The sequence below is a fragment of the Streptomyces sp. NPDC003284 genome (genome assembly GCF_053589675.1).
In genome coordinates, this window is sequence record NZ_JBSFSI010000012.1 from 79,804 (window position 1) to 94,064 (window position 14,261).

Below are 14,261 nucleotides of genomic sequence, written 5' to 3' on the forward strand. Positions count from 1 at the left end.
CGAGTAGCACACCAAGATCCACTCTGCGGCCCCTGATCCGTGAACGTTGGCGCCGGAGGTGGTGCCGACATGACCACGCAACAGGCGCGCAGCGCACTCGGCAGGTACGGAGAAGGGCTGGCCGCCCGCAGGCTGGCCCAGGCGGGCATGACGGTCCTGGAGCGCAACTGGCGCTGCGGCAGGACGGGCGAGATCGACATCGTGGCCCTCGACGGCGACATCCTGGTCGTCTGCGAGGTGAAGACCCGCAGGTCCGGGGCCTTCCAGCACCCGATGGCCGCGGTCACCCCCGAGAAGGCCGAACGACTGCGCGGCCTCGCCGAACGCTGGATCCAGTCCCACGGCGGAGCCCCGCCCGGCGGCGTCCGCATCGACCTGGTCGGCGTCCGGCTGCCCCCGCGCGGCGCACCCGTCGTCGAGCACGTACGGGGGGCCGCCTGATGGGATTCGCCCGTACGTGCTCCGTGGCCCTCGTCGGGGTCGAGGGCGTCGTCGTCGAGGTCCAGGCCGACCTCGAACCCGGCGTCGCCGCCTTCACCCTGGTGGGACTGCCCGACAAGAGCCTCACCGAGAGCCGCGACCGGGTCCGGGCCGCGGTCGTCAACTCCGGCGCCGAATGGCCGCAGAAGAAACTCACCGTGGGACTCAGCCCCGCCTCGGTGCCCAAGGCCGGCAGCGGCTTCGACCTCGCCGTGGCCTGCGCGGTGCTCGGCGCCGCCGAGCGCATCGACCCCCGGGTGCTCGCCGACATCGTCATGATCGGAGAACTGGGCCTGGACGGCCGGGTACGCCCCGTGCGCGGCATCCTCCCCGCCGTCCTGGCCGCCGCCGACGCCGGATACGAACAGGTGGTCGTACCCGAGTGCGCCGCCGCCGAGGCCACCCTCGTGCCCGGGATCTCCGTACTCGGCATCCGCAGCCTGCGCCAGCTGATCGCCGTCCTCACCGACGAACCCGTACCGCAGGAGGAACCCGACGAGCAGGGCCGCCCGGACCCGCTGCTGGCCGGACTGCGCATGCCCGGCACCGGAGCGGCCACCGGCATGCACAGCATGGGAGCCGCCCAGCACGACCAGGGACACGACCTCGCCGACGTCGTCGGCCAGCGCTCCGCCCGCACGGCCGTGGAGGTCGCCGCGGCCGGCGGACACCACCTCTTCCTGGAAGGACCGCCCGGCGCCGGGAAGACCATGCTCGCCGAGCGCCTGCCCGCCGTCCTGCCCCCGCTGCGGCGCCAGGAGTCCCTGGAGGTCACCGCGGTCCACTCGGTGGCCGGACTGCTGCCACCGGGCAAACCGCTGGTCGACCTCGCCCCCTACTGCGCCCCGCACCACTCCGCCACCATGCAGGCCCTCGTCGGCGGCGGTCCGGGCATCGCCCGCCCCGGGGCCGTCTCCCTCGCCCACCGGGGCGTGCTCTTTCTGGACGAGACCCCCGAGTTCAGCGGTCACGCCCTCGACGCCCTGCGCCAGCCCCTGGAGGCGGGCCACGTCGTGATCGCCCGCAGCGCCGGTGTCGTACGGTTCCCGGCGAAGTTCCTCATGGTCCTCGCCGCCAACCCGTGCCCCTGTGGGCGCTTCTCCCAGCGCGACACCCTGTGCGAGTGCTCACCGGCGGCGATCCGCCGCTACCAGGCCAGACTCTCCGGGCCCCTGCTGGACCGCGTCGACCTGCGCGTCGAGGTGGACCCGGTCACCCGCGCCGAACTGGCCCGCCCGGACGCCCGCGGCGAGTCCACGGCGACCGTGGCCGACCGGGTGCGGGCCGCCCGCGAGCGCACGGCCGCCCGGCTCACCGGCACCCCCTGGCACACCAACAGCGAGATCCCGGGGCGCGAGCTGCGCAGCCGCTGGCAGGCCGCCCCCGGTGCGATGGACGAGGCCGAACGCGGCCTGGAGCGCGGCTTTCTCACCGCACGGGGACTCGACCGCGTGCTCCGCGTCGCCTGGACGGTCGCCGACCTCGTCGGCCACGCCCGCCCCGACGCCACGGACGTCGCCCTCGCCCTCCAACTGCGCACCGGAGTACCCCGCGGCGTCCCCATGGCCCTCGGAGCGACGGCATGACCGCCCCGGGCTGCCCCCGCGCGGCCGCTCCGGGCCATCACGTGACCGTCTCGGTGCGCGGTGGACCGGCGGGCGCCCGGCTTTCGCCGGAGCGCTCGACTCCCGCTGACGGCTCGACCCCGGCCGGGGACCGGCTTCCGGCGGGGGACCGGCTTCGGGCGGGGGACCGGCTTCGGGCCGGGGGAGGGGCGTCGACCGGTGGCGGGGACTCGTCCGGCGATCCGGCCCCGGGCGGTGGCCGGGACTCGCCCGTCGGATCGGCCCCTGGCGGTGGGCCGGTCTCGCCCGTCGGATCGGCCCCGACTGGGGCCTCCGCGTCCGCTGATCCGCGCCCCTCCGCACACCCACGACCTTCCGCTCAGGCACCCCCGCCCGGCCGCTCGCGCCCGCCGGAGGGCTCGCCCCCAGGGGAGGACTCTCACCCACCGAATCGGCCGGGGCCGCCTGACGGGGCGGCTCCGACCGGCGGCCCCGGCCGACCGGAAGGTGGCCGACCGGAAGGGCCCGCCACGGAACTCCTCGCACGGGTCTTCCTCAGCCGAGTGCTGGAGCCCGGGGACGTGACCGGAGGGCGGTGGGTGCGGGAACTGGGCGCACCGACCGTGGCACGGCGACTGCGGGACGGCACACCACCGCTGCCCGGGGTGTCGGGCAAACGGTGGGCCGGCCTGTGCGCCCGCGCCGTCCGGGCCGACCCCGAGCGGGACCTCGCCGTCGCCCGGGAGACCGGGGTGCGCTTCGTGCACCCCGGCGGCACCGAGTGGCCGGCCCAGCTCGACGACCTGGAGGACGCCCGGCCCACCGGCCTGTGGGTGCGCGGCCGGCCCAGCCTGCGCATGTGGGCGCTGCGGTCGGTGGCACTGGTCGGCGCCCGCGCCTGCACCGACTACGGCGCGCACATGGCGGCCACGCTCGCCGCGGGACTGACCGAACGCGGCTGGGTGGTGGTGTCCGGCGGAGCCTACGGAATCGACGGCGCGGCCCACCGCGGCACGCTCGCCGGTGCGGGCGCCACCGTCGCCGTGCTGGCCTGCGGCGTCGACCGCCCCTACCCGCGCGGCCACACCGGTCTCATCACCAGGATCGCCCAGCAGGGCCTGGTGATCGGCGAGCTGCCGCCGGGCGAGCACCCCACACCCAGCAGATTCATCGTCCGCAACCGGGTCATCGCGGCCCTCACCCGCGGCACGGTGGTCGTCGAGGCGGCCCACCGCAGCGGCTCCCTGGTCACCGCACGGGCCGCACAGCGCCTGGGCCGGCACACCATGGGGGTGCCCGGACCGGCCACCAGCGCCCTGTCGGCAGGCGTCCACGAACTGCTGCGCGGCGGCGCGACGCTGGTCACCGACGCGGCGGAGGTCGCCGAGCTGATCGGCGACATCGGCGAGCTGGCCCCCGAGCGGCGCGGCCCCGTCCTCCCGCGCGACCTGCTGCCACCCGAGACACGGCAGATCCTGGCCGCACTGCCCGCGCGCGGTGCGCCGACCGCGGCCGAGATCGCCCGCGGCGCCCGCACCACACCGGACGACGCGGTCGCCGGACTCTACGAACTCCGCTCGCTCGGTTACGTCGAACGACATGGCGACGGATGGAAGTTGACACGCCAGGCGGTGATCTCCGGACGACGAGATCCGGAGCCTTGTTGACCGAGCGTGTTCGGCCGTCCGGGGGAACGCCTACGCCTGCGCAAATTCCCGCAGTTGGGCGTTCCCCACATCACCCAGGGTGACGCGCGTGACCCGGTGGAGCGCCTAGCGGAACGTATCTGCGCACGCGCTGTGCCCCGTCGTTCGCGCACCGCGACACTTCAGTCACGCTACGCTCACGTGGTTCCGACGCGGACAACCCGATACCGAACCCAGACCGACAGCTCACCCAGAAAGCCGCACCCCACGGCAGAACGGCACAAGGCGACGAATGCCCCAGCACACCTCCGGGTCCGACCGGGCGGCGATCCCCCCAGCCGCCCGCGACGGTGGCAGCGTGCGGCCGCCCGCTCCCTCGACGCTCGACGAGCTGTGGCGGTCGTACAAGGCGACGGGGGACGACAGGCTGCGGGAGCAACTGATCCTGCACTACTCGCCGCTGGTGAAATACGTCGCGGGACGGGTGAGCGTCGGCCTGCCGCCCAATGTGGAACAGGCCGACTTCGTGTCCTCGGGCGTCTTCGGGCTCATCGACGCGATCGAGAAGTTCGACATCGACCGGGAGATCAAGTTCGAGACGTACGCGATCACCCGGATCCGCGGCGCCATGATCGACGAACTGCGGGCACTGGACTGGATCCCCCGCTCCGTGCGGCAGAAGGCGCGCAACGTCGAGCGGGCCTACGCGACGCTGGAGGCCCGGCTGCGGCGCACCCCCTCGGAGGGCGAGGTGGCCACCGAGATGGGCATCGCGGTCGACGAACTCCACGCGGTCTTCAGCCAGTTGTCGCTGGCCAACGTGGTGGCGCTGGAAGAGCTGCTGCACGTGGGCGGCGACGGCGGGGACCGGCTGAGCCTGATGGACACGCTGGAGGACACCGCCGCCGACAATCCGGTGGAGGTCGCCGAGGACCGGGAACTGCGCCGGTTCCTGGCCCGCGCGATCAACACACTGCCCGAGCGGGAGAAGACCGTCGTCACCCTGTACTACTACGAGGGCCTCACGCTCGCCGAGATCGGCAATGTGCTCGGCGTCACCGAGAGCAGGGTCAGCCAGATCCACACCAAGTCCGTCCTCCAGCTGCGCGCGAAACTGGCGGGTTTCGGCCGCTGAGCGTGCGGGCGAGCACCGCCCGGGACGCGGTGTGCGCCCGGTGCGACTCCCGCCGCGGGCGCCGCGTCCGTAGAGTGGACGACGTGCCAAGGATTCGAGCGGCCTCCGTGGCCGAGCACCGGTCGATGCAGCGTGCCGCCCTGCTGGACGCGGCGCGCACCCTGCTGTCCCAGGGCGGTACGGAGGCGCTGACCTTCCCCGCGCTGGCCGAGCGGACAGGGCTCGCGCGCTCGTCGGTGTACGAGTACTTCCGGTCGCGGGCTGCCGTGGTCGAGGAGCTGTGCGAGGCCGACTTCCCGGTCTGGGCCGCGGAGGTGTCGGCGGCGATGGACGCCGCGGACGGCCCCGGGCCCAAGGTCGAGGCGTACGTCCGCGCCCAGCTGGACCTCGTCGGCGACCGGCGGCACCGGGCCGTCGTGGCGATCTCGGCGAGCGAGCTGGACGCCGGCGCCCGGGAGAAGATCCGGGCCGCGCACGGCGGACTGGTCGCCATGATCGTCGAGGCGCTGGCCGAGCTGGGCCACGAGCAGCCCCGGCTGGCCGCGATGCTGCTCCAGGGCGTGGTCGACGCGGCCGTGCGCCGGATCGAGCTGGGAGTCGAGGAGCCCTCGGCCGTCGCGGAGGCTGCCGTGGCGATGGCCCTCCGGGGCGTCCGCGGCTGACCCGCACACCGCCTCGCTGCCCCCAGCTCCCCCCCGGGGGGGCCCTCCCCCTCCCCCCCACCCCCCATCCCCCCCGCCCCTCTCCCTCCCCCCTCCCGCCCCCGTCACGGAGGCAGCGGCACCCCGAGGACCGGCAGCAGGCGTGCCGGACCGCCGTTCAGCAGCCGGGGCGGCAGGAGCAGCAGGGGGTCGAGGTAGGTCTCGCCCCGGAGCAGGCCCCAGTGCAGACAGCCGGGGCCGCAGTGGGAAGCCGTCTCCGCCGCCTCCACCGTCCCGATGACCTCACCGGCCGCCACCTCGGCGCCCCGGGGCACGGACGCCCGTACCGGCTCGTATGTCGTGCGCAGGGCTGGGGAGCCCGTCCCCGCCAGTTCCACGGAGACCACGCCCCGCCCCGCCACGGCTCCGGCGAAGGAGACGCGACCGGCCGTCACCGCGCGTACCGCGGTACCCGGCGGCGCGCCCAGGTCCACGCCCCGGTGGCCGGGACCGTAGGGCGTGGCCGGAGGTTCCCAGCCGCGCAGGACCGGCGGGTGTGACCCCACCGGCCAGGCCTGGCCCACTGCGGGCACCGGCGCATCGGCCGAAGCTCCCGCGCCCAAGCCCGCGCCCGCAGTGCCGCTCACGCCCCCCACGTCTCTCACGCCCCCCGCGTCTCTCGCGCTCCCGGCGTCCCGCGCGCTCCCCGCACCCCAGGCCACCGGCACCGACAGCACCGCCGTCGCCCCCAGACACAGCCCCGCGAGCCACCGGCCCACCCACCGCTCCACACCCGCACCGCCCTCCGTATCCGCCCGTATCCGCAGCCGCACCCGTATGCGCACCCGCATCCGGGACATGCCTCCACACTCCCGCGAACGGCCGGAATCGGCCGGAGTCTGTGGACGACGCACCGGTTGTGGAGAGCGGCGTCACCCGGCACCTTCCGGGTCCCGTACACTTCTGGTGGCGATCCGGGTCACCGGGTCGACTTCGCACGCCCCGACACTCCGGCCGGCAACGGTCGGTGTCAGCGCCCCTCGGTCCTTCGTGGCACGGCGCGCCGCGGGCGTCAGGCGCGGGAGCCGTCCGGCACCCGCGGCACAACCGAGAAATTCAAGGAGATACGGCCATGGCCGTCGTCACGATGCGGGAGCTGCTGGAGAGCGGCGTCCACTTCGGTCACCAGACCCGTCGCTGGAACCCGAAGATGAAGCGCTTCATCTTCACCGAGCGCAACGGCATCTACATCATCGACCTGCTCCAGTCGCTGTCGTACATCGACCGCGCCTACGAGTTCGTCAAGGAGACCGTGGCCCACGGCGGCACGGTCATGTTCGTCGGCACGAAGAAGCAGGCGCAGGAGGCCATCGCCGAGCAGGCCACCCGCGTCGGCATGCCCTACGTCAACCAGCGCTGGCTGGGCGGCATGCTCACCAACTTCTCGACCGTCTACAAGCGCCTTCAGCGCCTGAAGGAGCTCGAGCAGATCGACTTCGAGGACGTGGCCGCCTCCGGCCTCACCAAGAAGGAGCTGCTGGTCCTCTCCCGCGAGAAGGCCAAGCTGGAGAAGACCCTCGGCGGTATCCGCGAGATGCAGAAGGTGCCCAGCGCCGTCTGGATCGTGGACACCAAGAAGGAGCACATCGCGGTCGGCGAGGCCCGCAAGCTCAACATCCCGGTCGTCGCCATCCTCGACACCAACTGCGACCCCGACGAGGTCGACTACAAGATCCCGGGCAACGACGACGCGATCCGCTCCGTCACCCTGCTCACCCGTGTGATCGCCGACGCCGTCGCCGAGGGCCTCATCTCCCGTTCCGGCGTCAACGCCGGTGACAAGGGCGAGAAGGCCGCGGGCGAGCCGCTCGCCGAGTGGGAGCGCGACCTGCTCGAGGGCGAGAAGAAGGCGGACGAGTCCGCCGAGGCCGTCGAGGCCGCCGCCGAGGCTCCGGCCCCCGACGCCCCGGTCTCCGAGGCCGTCGAGGAGGCCGCCGCCGAGGTGAAGGCCGAGACCGAGACCGAGACCGACACCGAGGTCAAGGCCGAGGGCGAGCAGGCCTGATCTGCCGACGTCAGAGTTGACGGCGGGGGCCGACGGCATACCCCTCCCGTGCCGCGCAGGCACGGGAGGGGCGCCCGCAGCCCCCGCCGTTCACCCGTGGATCGGTGGCGTGTCGGTGGACTCTGGTACAAGGGCCGCGACCCCCTGATCTTCGATCTTCCAGACTTCGAGAAAGATTCACAGACTCATGGCGAACTACACCGCCGCCGACGTCAAGAAGCTCCGTGAGCTCACGGGCGCCGGCATGATGGACTGCAAGAAGGCGCTGGACGAGGCCGAGGGCAACGTCGAGAAGGCCGTCGAGGCACTGCGCATCAAGGGCCAGAAGGGCGTCGCCAAGCGCGAGGGCCGCTCCGCCGAGAACGGCGCCGTGGTCTCGATCCTCGCCGACGACAACTCCTCCGGTGTCCTCGTCGAGCTGAAGTGCGAGACGGACTTCGTCGCCAAGGGCGACAAGTTCCAGGCCGTGGCCACGACCATCGCCGAGCACGTCGCCAAGACCTCCCCGGCCGACCTGGAGGCCCTGCTCGCCTCCGAGATCGAGGCCGGCAAGACCGTCCAGGCGTACGTCGACGAGGCCAACGCCAACCTCGGCGAGAAGATCGTCCTGGACCGCTTCGCGCAGTTCTCCGACGGCTTCGTGACCGCGTACATGCACCGCACGATGCCCGACCTGCCCCCGCAGATCGGTGTCCTCGTCGAGCTGGACAAGCCGAGTGCCGAGGTCGCCAAGGGCATCGCCCAGCACATCGCCGCCTTCGCGCCGAAGTACCTCTCCAAGGAGGACGTGCCGGCCGAGGTCGTCGAGTCGGAGCGCCGCATCGCCGAGGAGACCACCCGCGCCGAGGGCAAGCCCGAGGCCGCGATCGCCAAGATCGTCGAGGGTCGGGTGAACGGCTTCTTCAAGGACGCCACCCTGCTCGGCCAGCCCTACGCGCTGGACAACAAGAAGTCCGTCCAGAAGGTGCTGGACGAGGCCGGTGTCACCCTGAAGCGCTTCACGCGCATCAAGGTCGGCATCTGAGTCCGCACCGCGCCGGACGCCGGACCCGGATAGGGTCGACAGCAGTCGTCCACGCCACGCGCGCCTGCCACCGCGCACGCGCGCACGGCGGACGACAGCAGAACTGACGAGGAGGCCATTGCCGCTGCATGGGATGCGAACCACCCCACCGGCAATGGCCTTCTTCGCATGTGTACCACGTAACAGAGGCGGGATCTCATGACCACCAAGGCCCAGAAGAGCGACGACGGCAAAGTGACCGGCCGGTTTCTGCTGAAGCTGTCCGGAGAGGCCTTCTCCGGTGGCGGGGGCCTGGGCGTCGACCCGGACGTGGTGCACGCCATCGCCCGTGAGATCGCCGCCGTCGTCCGGGACGGCGCGCAGGTCGCGGTCGTCATCGGCGGCGGCAACTTCTTCCGCGGCGCCGAGTTGCAGCAGCGCGGCATGGACCGCGCCCGCTCCGACTACATGGGCATGCTCGGCACCGTGATGAACTGCCTCGCCCTCCAGGACTTCATCGAGAAGGAGGGCATCGACACCCGGGTCCAGACCGCCATCACCATGGGCCAGGTCGCCGAGCCCTACATCCCGCTGCGCGCCGTGCGCCACCTGGAGAAGGGCCGTGTGGTCATCTTCGGCGCCGGTATGGGCATGCCGTACTTCTCCACCGACACCACCGCCGCCCAGCGCGCCCTGGAGATCGACGCCGAGGCGCTGCTCATGGGCAAGAACGGCGTGGACGGGGTGTACGACTCCGACCCGAAGACCAACCCGGACGCCGTGAAGTTCGACGCCCTCGGCTACGGCGAGGTCATCACCCGGGACCTGAAGGTCGCCGACGCCACCGCGATCACGCTGTGCCGCGACAACCGGCTTCCGATCGTCGTCTTCGAGCTCCTGAAGGAGGGCAATATCGCCCGCGCCGTCAAGGGTGAGAAGATCGGCACGCTTGTGGGTGACCAGCCCGGCCGGGAGTGACCGGGCCCACCCGTCCCGGACCGGTGGCCCGTCCCGCCCCGGCGCCCTTCCCCACCCGGTGACGGTCCGGGGTGCGGCACCTGTCCGGGGGACGGACGGGACGGAGCCGGACCGGGGGATGGACAATGTCCTGCCGGTCGGGAACCGTGCAGGAAGAAGACGCGACGCAGCCGGACGGCGGCCCCGACCAGGAACCGCAGCCGGGCCTACTCAAGACACGCAGGAGCAAGTGGTGATCGAAGAGACCCTCCTCGAGGCCGAGGAGAAGATGGAGAAGGCCGTCGTGGTCGCCAAGGAGGACTTCGCCGCGATCCGCACCGGCCGTGCGCACCCGGCGATGTTCAACAAGATCGTGGCCGACTACTACGGCGCGCCGACGCCGATCAACCAGCTGGCCTCGTTCTCCGTGCCGGAGCCGCGCATGGCCGTCGTGACCCCGTTCGACAAGACCGCGCTGCGCAACATCGAGCAGGCGATCCGCGACTCCGACCTGGGCGTCAACCCGAGCAACGACGGCAACATCATCCGAGTGGTGTTCCCGGACCTGACCGAGGAGCGCCGCCGCGAGTACATCAAGGTCGCCAAGGGCAAGGGCGAGGACGCCAAGGTGTCCATCCGCTCCGTGCGCCGCAAGGCCAAGGACGCCATCGACAAGCTGATCAAGGACGGCGAGGTCGGCGAGGACGAGGGCCGCCGTGCGGAGAAGGAGCTCGACGACACCACCGCGAAGTACGTCGCACAGGTGGACGAGCTGCTCAAGCACAAGGAAGCGGAGCTGCTCGAGGTCTGATGAACGACTCTTCCTGGGGAGCGCCGCAGCAGGCCGGGTACTGGGGGCCCGCCGACGGGGCACCCGGCCAGGTCCCCGTCCCGGGGGCCACCCCCGCGGGCCCCGCGTACGATGCGCCGGGCGCTCAGCACACCCGCCCCATGCCCATCGTGCCCGAGGTGCCCGCACACGGCGGAAACCAGGATGACGACCGGGGGGCCGCGCGCATGCCGGGCGGCCCCTTGTTCCGCGACGAGGCGCCGCGGCAGCAGCCGTACGACCCGTCGCAGCCGCACCCGCAGCCGCACCCGCAGCAGCCGTACGACCCGGTCCGGCCGCCGCAGGCACACCCGCAGCCGCACCCGCAGTCGTACGACAGGCCGCAGTCCCACCCGCAGCCGCATCCGCATCCGCAGCCGTACGAGGCGCCGCAGCCGCGGCCCTACGACACGCCGCGGACGCCGCCCGCCCACGGGTCGGCGCCGCAGAATCCGGAGCCCATGCCCGACGCCCCGCAGCCGGCGCCCGCCCCGCAGGCACCGCAGAAGAAGAGCGCGGGACGGGACCTCGGCGCGGCCATAGGCGTCGGTCTCGGACTCGGCGTGGTGATCGTCGCGTCGCTGTTCGTCGTCAAGGCCGTCTTCGTGGGCGTCATCGCGGTCGCCGTCGTGGTCGGCCTGTGGGAGCTGACCTCGCGGCTCCAGGAGCGCAAGGACATCAAGGCGCCGCTCGTGCCGCTGGCGGTCGGCGGCGCCGCGATGGTGGTCGCCGGGTACGTCCGGGACGCCGAGGGCGCCTGGGTGGCGATGGCGCTCACCGCGCTCGCCGTCCTGGTGTGGCGGATGACCCAGCCGCCGGAGGGCTACCTCAAGGACGTCACGGCGGGCGTCTTCGCCGCGTTCTACGTCCCGTTCCTGGCCACCTTCGTGGCGATGCTGCTCACCGCGCACGACGGGCCGTACCGCGTCCTGACCTTCCTGATCCTCACCGTGGTCAGCGACACCGGCGCCTACGCCGTCGGCTGGCGCTTCGGCAGGCACAAGCTCGCCCCGCGCATCAGCCCCGGCAAGACCCGCGAGGGCCTGCTCGGCGCGGTCGCCTTCGCGATGGTGGCGGGCGCGCTGTGCATGCAGTTCCTGATCGACGACGGAGCCTGGTGGCAGGGCCTGTTCCTGGGCCTCGCGGTCGCCGCCAGCGCCACCCTCGGCGACCTCGGCGAGTCCATGATCAAGCGCGACCTCGGCATCAAGGACATGGGCACCCTCCTGCCGGGCCACGGCGGCATCATGGACCGCCTCGACTCCCTCCTCCCCACCGCCCCGGTGGTCTGGCTCCTGATGGTCCTCTTCGTCGGCTCCACCTGACCCAGCCCCCCCCGGCCCGGCCCCGCGCCGCCTCACAGCCCGGACGAGGCCCCTCCCCACCGGGGGAGGGGCCTCGCCCGCTCCCGCCCCGCTCACCGCACCGACCGGCCCACCCAAGTCGATCTGCGACACTGGTACCACCATGCCCAAGCCCGGAGAACTCACTTTCGTCGCGCCGCGCGGAGCCCAGAAGCCGCCGCGGCATCTTGCCGATCTCTCGCCCGCCGAGCGCAAGGAGGCTGTGGCCGCGATCGGTGAGAAGCCGTTCCGTGCCAAGCAGCTCTCGCAGCACTACTTCGCGCGGTACGCGCACGACCCCGAGCAGTGGACGGACATCCCGGCCGGCTCGCGGGAGAAGCTGCGCGAGGCGCTGCTGCCGGAGCTGATGACGGTCGTACGGCATCTGTCGACCGACGAGGGGACGACGCGCAAGACGCTGTGGCGGATGTTCGACGGGACGCTCGTCGAGTCGGTGCTGATGCGCTACCCGGACCGGGTGACGATGTGCATCAGTTCGCAGGCCGGGTGCGGGATGAACTGCCCGTTCTGCGCGACCGGGCAGGCCGGTCTCGACCGCAATCTGTCGACCGCCGAGATCGTGCACCAGATCGTGGACGGCATGCGCGCGCTGCGCGACGGCGAGGTGCCGGGCGGACCGGCGCGGCTGTCCAACATCGTGTTCATGGGCATGGGCGAGCCGCTGGCCAACTACAAGCGGGTGATCGGCGCCATCCGTGCCCTGACCGACCCGGAGCCGGACGGGGTCGGGCTGTCGCAGCGCGGCATCACCGTGTCCACGGTCGGCCTGGTCCCGGCGATCAACCGGTTCACCGACGAGGGCCTCAAGTGCCGGCTCGCGATCTCCCTGCACGCCCCCGACGACGAGCTGCGCGACACCCTCGTGCCGGTCAACACGCGGTGGAAGGTGCGGGAGGTGCTGGACGCCGGGTTCGAGTACACCGCCCGGTCCGGGCGGCGGCTGTCCATCGAGTACGCGCTGATCCGGGACATCAACGACCAGGCGTGGCGCGGCGACCGGCTCGGCCGCCTCCTCCGGGGCAAGCCGGTGCACGTCAACCTCATCCCGCTCAACCCGACGCCGGGCTCCCGGTGGACCGCCTCGCGGCCCGAGGACGAGAAGGCGTTCGTCGAGGCCATCGCCGCGCACGGCGTGCCGGTGACGGTCCGGGACACCCGCGGCCAGGAGATCGACGGGGCCTGCGGACAGCTGGCCGCCACGGAGCGGTAGCGCCGCCGGGCCGCCCGGCCCGGTCCGCCGCCCGCGCCGGACGGTAGTCTGAGGGCCGTACACACATCTTCATATTCCGACAGGGGAGCGCCACAGCGCTGAGAGTGCGGCACCGGCCGCAGACCCTCTGAACCTCGCCCAGGTCATTCTGGGTAGGAAGTTCGGTCATCACTCGAGCTGTTGCGCCCTGCCCGGCGTCCCGCGTCCCGCGCGGACACCGGGCAGGGCCGCGTCTCTTCCTGGCCACCATCCAGGAGGAAAATCCAGTGCACCACAAGACGTTCGCCGCCGCCGCGGCCGGCCTCGGCCTCGTCGCCCTCTCCGCGTGCGGGTCCTCCGGGGGCGAGGCGGCCGACTCCACGACCGTGACCGTGGTCAGCCATGACTCGTGGGCCGCGTCCAAGAGTGTCGTCGCGGACTTCGAGAAGCGCTCCGGGTACAAGGTCCGCATCCTCAAGGACGGCGACGCCGGACAGGCCGTCAACAAGGCCATCCTCACCAAGGACAACCCGCAGGGCGACGTCTTCTTCGGCGTCGACAACACGCTGCTCTCCCGCGCCCTCGACAACGGCCTCTTCCAGCCGTACGAGGCGAAGGACTCCGGCACGGTCGACCCGCGCTACCGCGTCGACCAGGCCAAGCACCGCGTCACGCCCGTCGACACCGGCGACATCTGCGTCAACTACGACAAGAAGTACTTCGCCGACCACAAGCTGGCCCCGCCCGCCTCCTTCGACGACCTGCTGAAGCCGCAGTACAAGAACCTCCTGGTCACCGAGAACGCGGCGACCTCCTCGCCCGGCCTCGGCTTCCTGCTCGGCACCGCCGCCCAGTACGGCGAGAAGGGCTGGCAGGACTACTGGAAGAAGCTGAAGGACAACGGCGTCAAGGTCGTCGACGGCTGGGAGCAGGCGTACAACCAGGAGTTCTCCGGCTCCGCGGGCGGCCGGAAGGCCAAGGGCGACCGGCCGCTCGCCGTCTCCTACGCCTCCTCGCCGCCCGCCGAGGTCATCTACGCCGACCCCCGGCCGAAGACCGCGCCGACCGGCGTCGTGGACGCCACCTGCTTCCGGCAGGTCGAGTACGCCGGGCTGCTCAGCAACGCCGGGAACACCAAGGGCGGCAAGGCGTTCCTCGACTTCCTGCTCAGCAAGGAGTTCCAGCAGGACATGCCGCTGAACATGTTCGTCTACCCGGTGCGCGCGGGCGCCGCCGTGCCCGCCGACTTCACGGCGTACGGCCCGCAGGCCAAGGACCCCCGGACCATGGCCCCCGACCGCATCGCCGCCAACCGCGACCAGTGGGTCAAGACGTGGTCCTCCCTCGTAGTGAAGTAGCCCCCGCGGCAGGCCCCGCCGCGGGGGAC

The 14,261-nt window shown here is 72.4% G+C and carries 13 protein-coding genes; 12 read left to right on the plus strand and 1 reads right to left on the minus strand.

Annotated elements, in window-relative coordinates; translation table 11 throughout:
* Positions 1 to 39 precede the first annotated feature (39 nt).
* The 5 genes from ACWDYF_RS24220 (at position 40) to ACWDYF_RS24240 (ending at position 5,488) form a co-directional block, all read left to right on the plus strand.
* Positions 40 to 441 (plus strand): YraN family protein, encoded by a 402-nt coding sequence (locus ACWDYF_RS24220; protein ID WP_078531133.1) that lies wholly within the window; start codon positions 40 to 42, stop codon positions 439 to 441.
* Positions 441 to 2,066, plus strand: coding sequence for a YifB family Mg chelatase-like AAA ATPase (locus ACWDYF_RS24225; protein WP_381741199.1), 1,626 nt, complete (start codon positions 441 to 443; stop codon positions 2,064 to 2,066). Before ACWDYF_RS24220 ends, ACWDYF_RS24225 begins: the two co-directional genes overlap by 1 nt.
* A 560-nt stretch (positions 2,067 to 2,626) precedes the next feature.
* Entirely contained in the window at positions 2,627 to 3,712 is a 1,086-nt protein-coding gene (gene dprA, locus ACWDYF_RS24230) for a DNA-processing protein DprA (RefSeq protein ID WP_389470368.1), read from the plus strand.
* Positions 3,713 to 3,983: 271 nt separating this feature from the next.
* A complete protein-coding gene (whiG, locus tag ACWDYF_RS24235) occupies positions 3,984 to 4,826 on the plus strand; it encodes an RNA polymerase sigma factor WhiG (RefSeq protein ID WP_018567958.1) in 843 nt (280 codons plus the stop codon).
* Between the two features lie 107 nt (positions 4,827 to 4,933).
* Positions 4,934 to 5,488, plus strand: coding sequence for a TetR/AcrR family transcriptional regulator (locus ACWDYF_RS24240; RefSeq protein ID WP_018567959.1), 555 nt, complete (start codon positions 4,934 to 4,936; stop codon positions 5,486 to 5,488).
* Between the two features lie 104 nt (positions 5,489 to 5,592).
* Here ACWDYF_RS24240 and ACWDYF_RS24245 read toward each other — a convergent pair whose 3' ends face one another.
* The gene (locus ACWDYF_RS24245; RefSeq protein ID WP_389470461.1) at positions 5,593 to 6,294 is read right to left on the minus strand and encodes a peptidoglycan DD-metalloendopeptidase family protein; all 702 of its coding nucleotides are present in this window, start codon (positions 6,292 to 6,294) and stop codon (positions 5,593 to 5,595) included.
* Between the two features lie 305 nt (positions 6,295 to 6,599).
* Between ACWDYF_RS24245 and rpsB the strand changes: the two genes are divergently transcribed.
* The 7 genes from rpsB (at position 6,600) to ACWDYF_RS24280 (ending at position 14,232) form a co-directional block, all read left to right on the plus strand.
* Positions 6,600 to 7,532 carry a 30S ribosomal protein S2 gene (gene rpsB / locus ACWDYF_RS24250; RefSeq protein WP_381741205.1) on the plus strand — a complete coding sequence of 311 codons (933 nt, stop codon included), beginning with the start codon at positions 6,600 to 6,602 and terminating at the stop codon, positions 7,530 to 7,532.
* A gap of 187 nt (positions 7,533 to 7,719) precedes the next feature.
* The gene (tsf, locus tag ACWDYF_RS24255) at positions 7,720 to 8,556 is read left to right on the plus strand and encodes a translation elongation factor Ts (protein ID WP_018567962.1); all 837 of its coding nucleotides are present in this window, start codon (positions 7,720 to 7,722) and stop codon (positions 8,554 to 8,556) included.
* Between the two features lie 198 nt (positions 8,557 to 8,754).
* Complete coding sequence (gene pyrH / locus ACWDYF_RS24260) at positions 8,755 to 9,513, plus strand: UMP kinase (RefSeq protein WP_018567963.1); 759 nt, start codon at positions 8,755 to 8,757, stop codon at positions 9,511 to 9,513.
* A 232-nt stretch (positions 9,514 to 9,745) separates the two neighbouring features.
* Positions 9,746 to 10,303 carry a ribosome recycling factor gene (frr, locus tag ACWDYF_RS24265; protein ID WP_018567964.1) on the plus strand — a complete coding sequence of 186 codons (558 nt, stop codon included), beginning with the start codon at positions 9,746 to 9,748 and terminating at the stop codon, positions 10,301 to 10,303.
* The gene (locus tag ACWDYF_RS24270) at positions 10,303 to 11,646 is read left to right on the plus strand and encodes a phosphatidate cytidylyltransferase (protein WP_389470374.1); all 1,344 of its coding nucleotides are present in this window, start codon (positions 10,303 to 10,305) and stop codon (positions 11,644 to 11,646) included. The genes frr and ACWDYF_RS24270 overlap by 1 nt, the downstream gene beginning before the upstream one ends.
* A 142-nt stretch (positions 11,647 to 11,788) precedes the next feature.
* Positions 11,789 to 12,895 (plus strand): 23S rRNA (adenine(2503)-C(2))-methyltransferase RlmN, encoded by a 1,107-nt coding sequence (gene rlmN / locus ACWDYF_RS24275; RefSeq protein WP_381741213.1) that lies wholly within the window; start codon positions 11,789 to 11,791, stop codon positions 12,893 to 12,895.
* A gap of 266 nt (positions 12,896 to 13,161) precedes the next feature.
* Entirely contained in the window at positions 13,162 to 14,232 is a 1,071-nt protein-coding gene (locus ACWDYF_RS24280; protein WP_389470377.1) for a thiamine ABC transporter substrate-binding protein, read from the plus strand.
* The last annotated feature ends 29 nt before the right edge of the window (positions 14,233 to 14,261 follow it).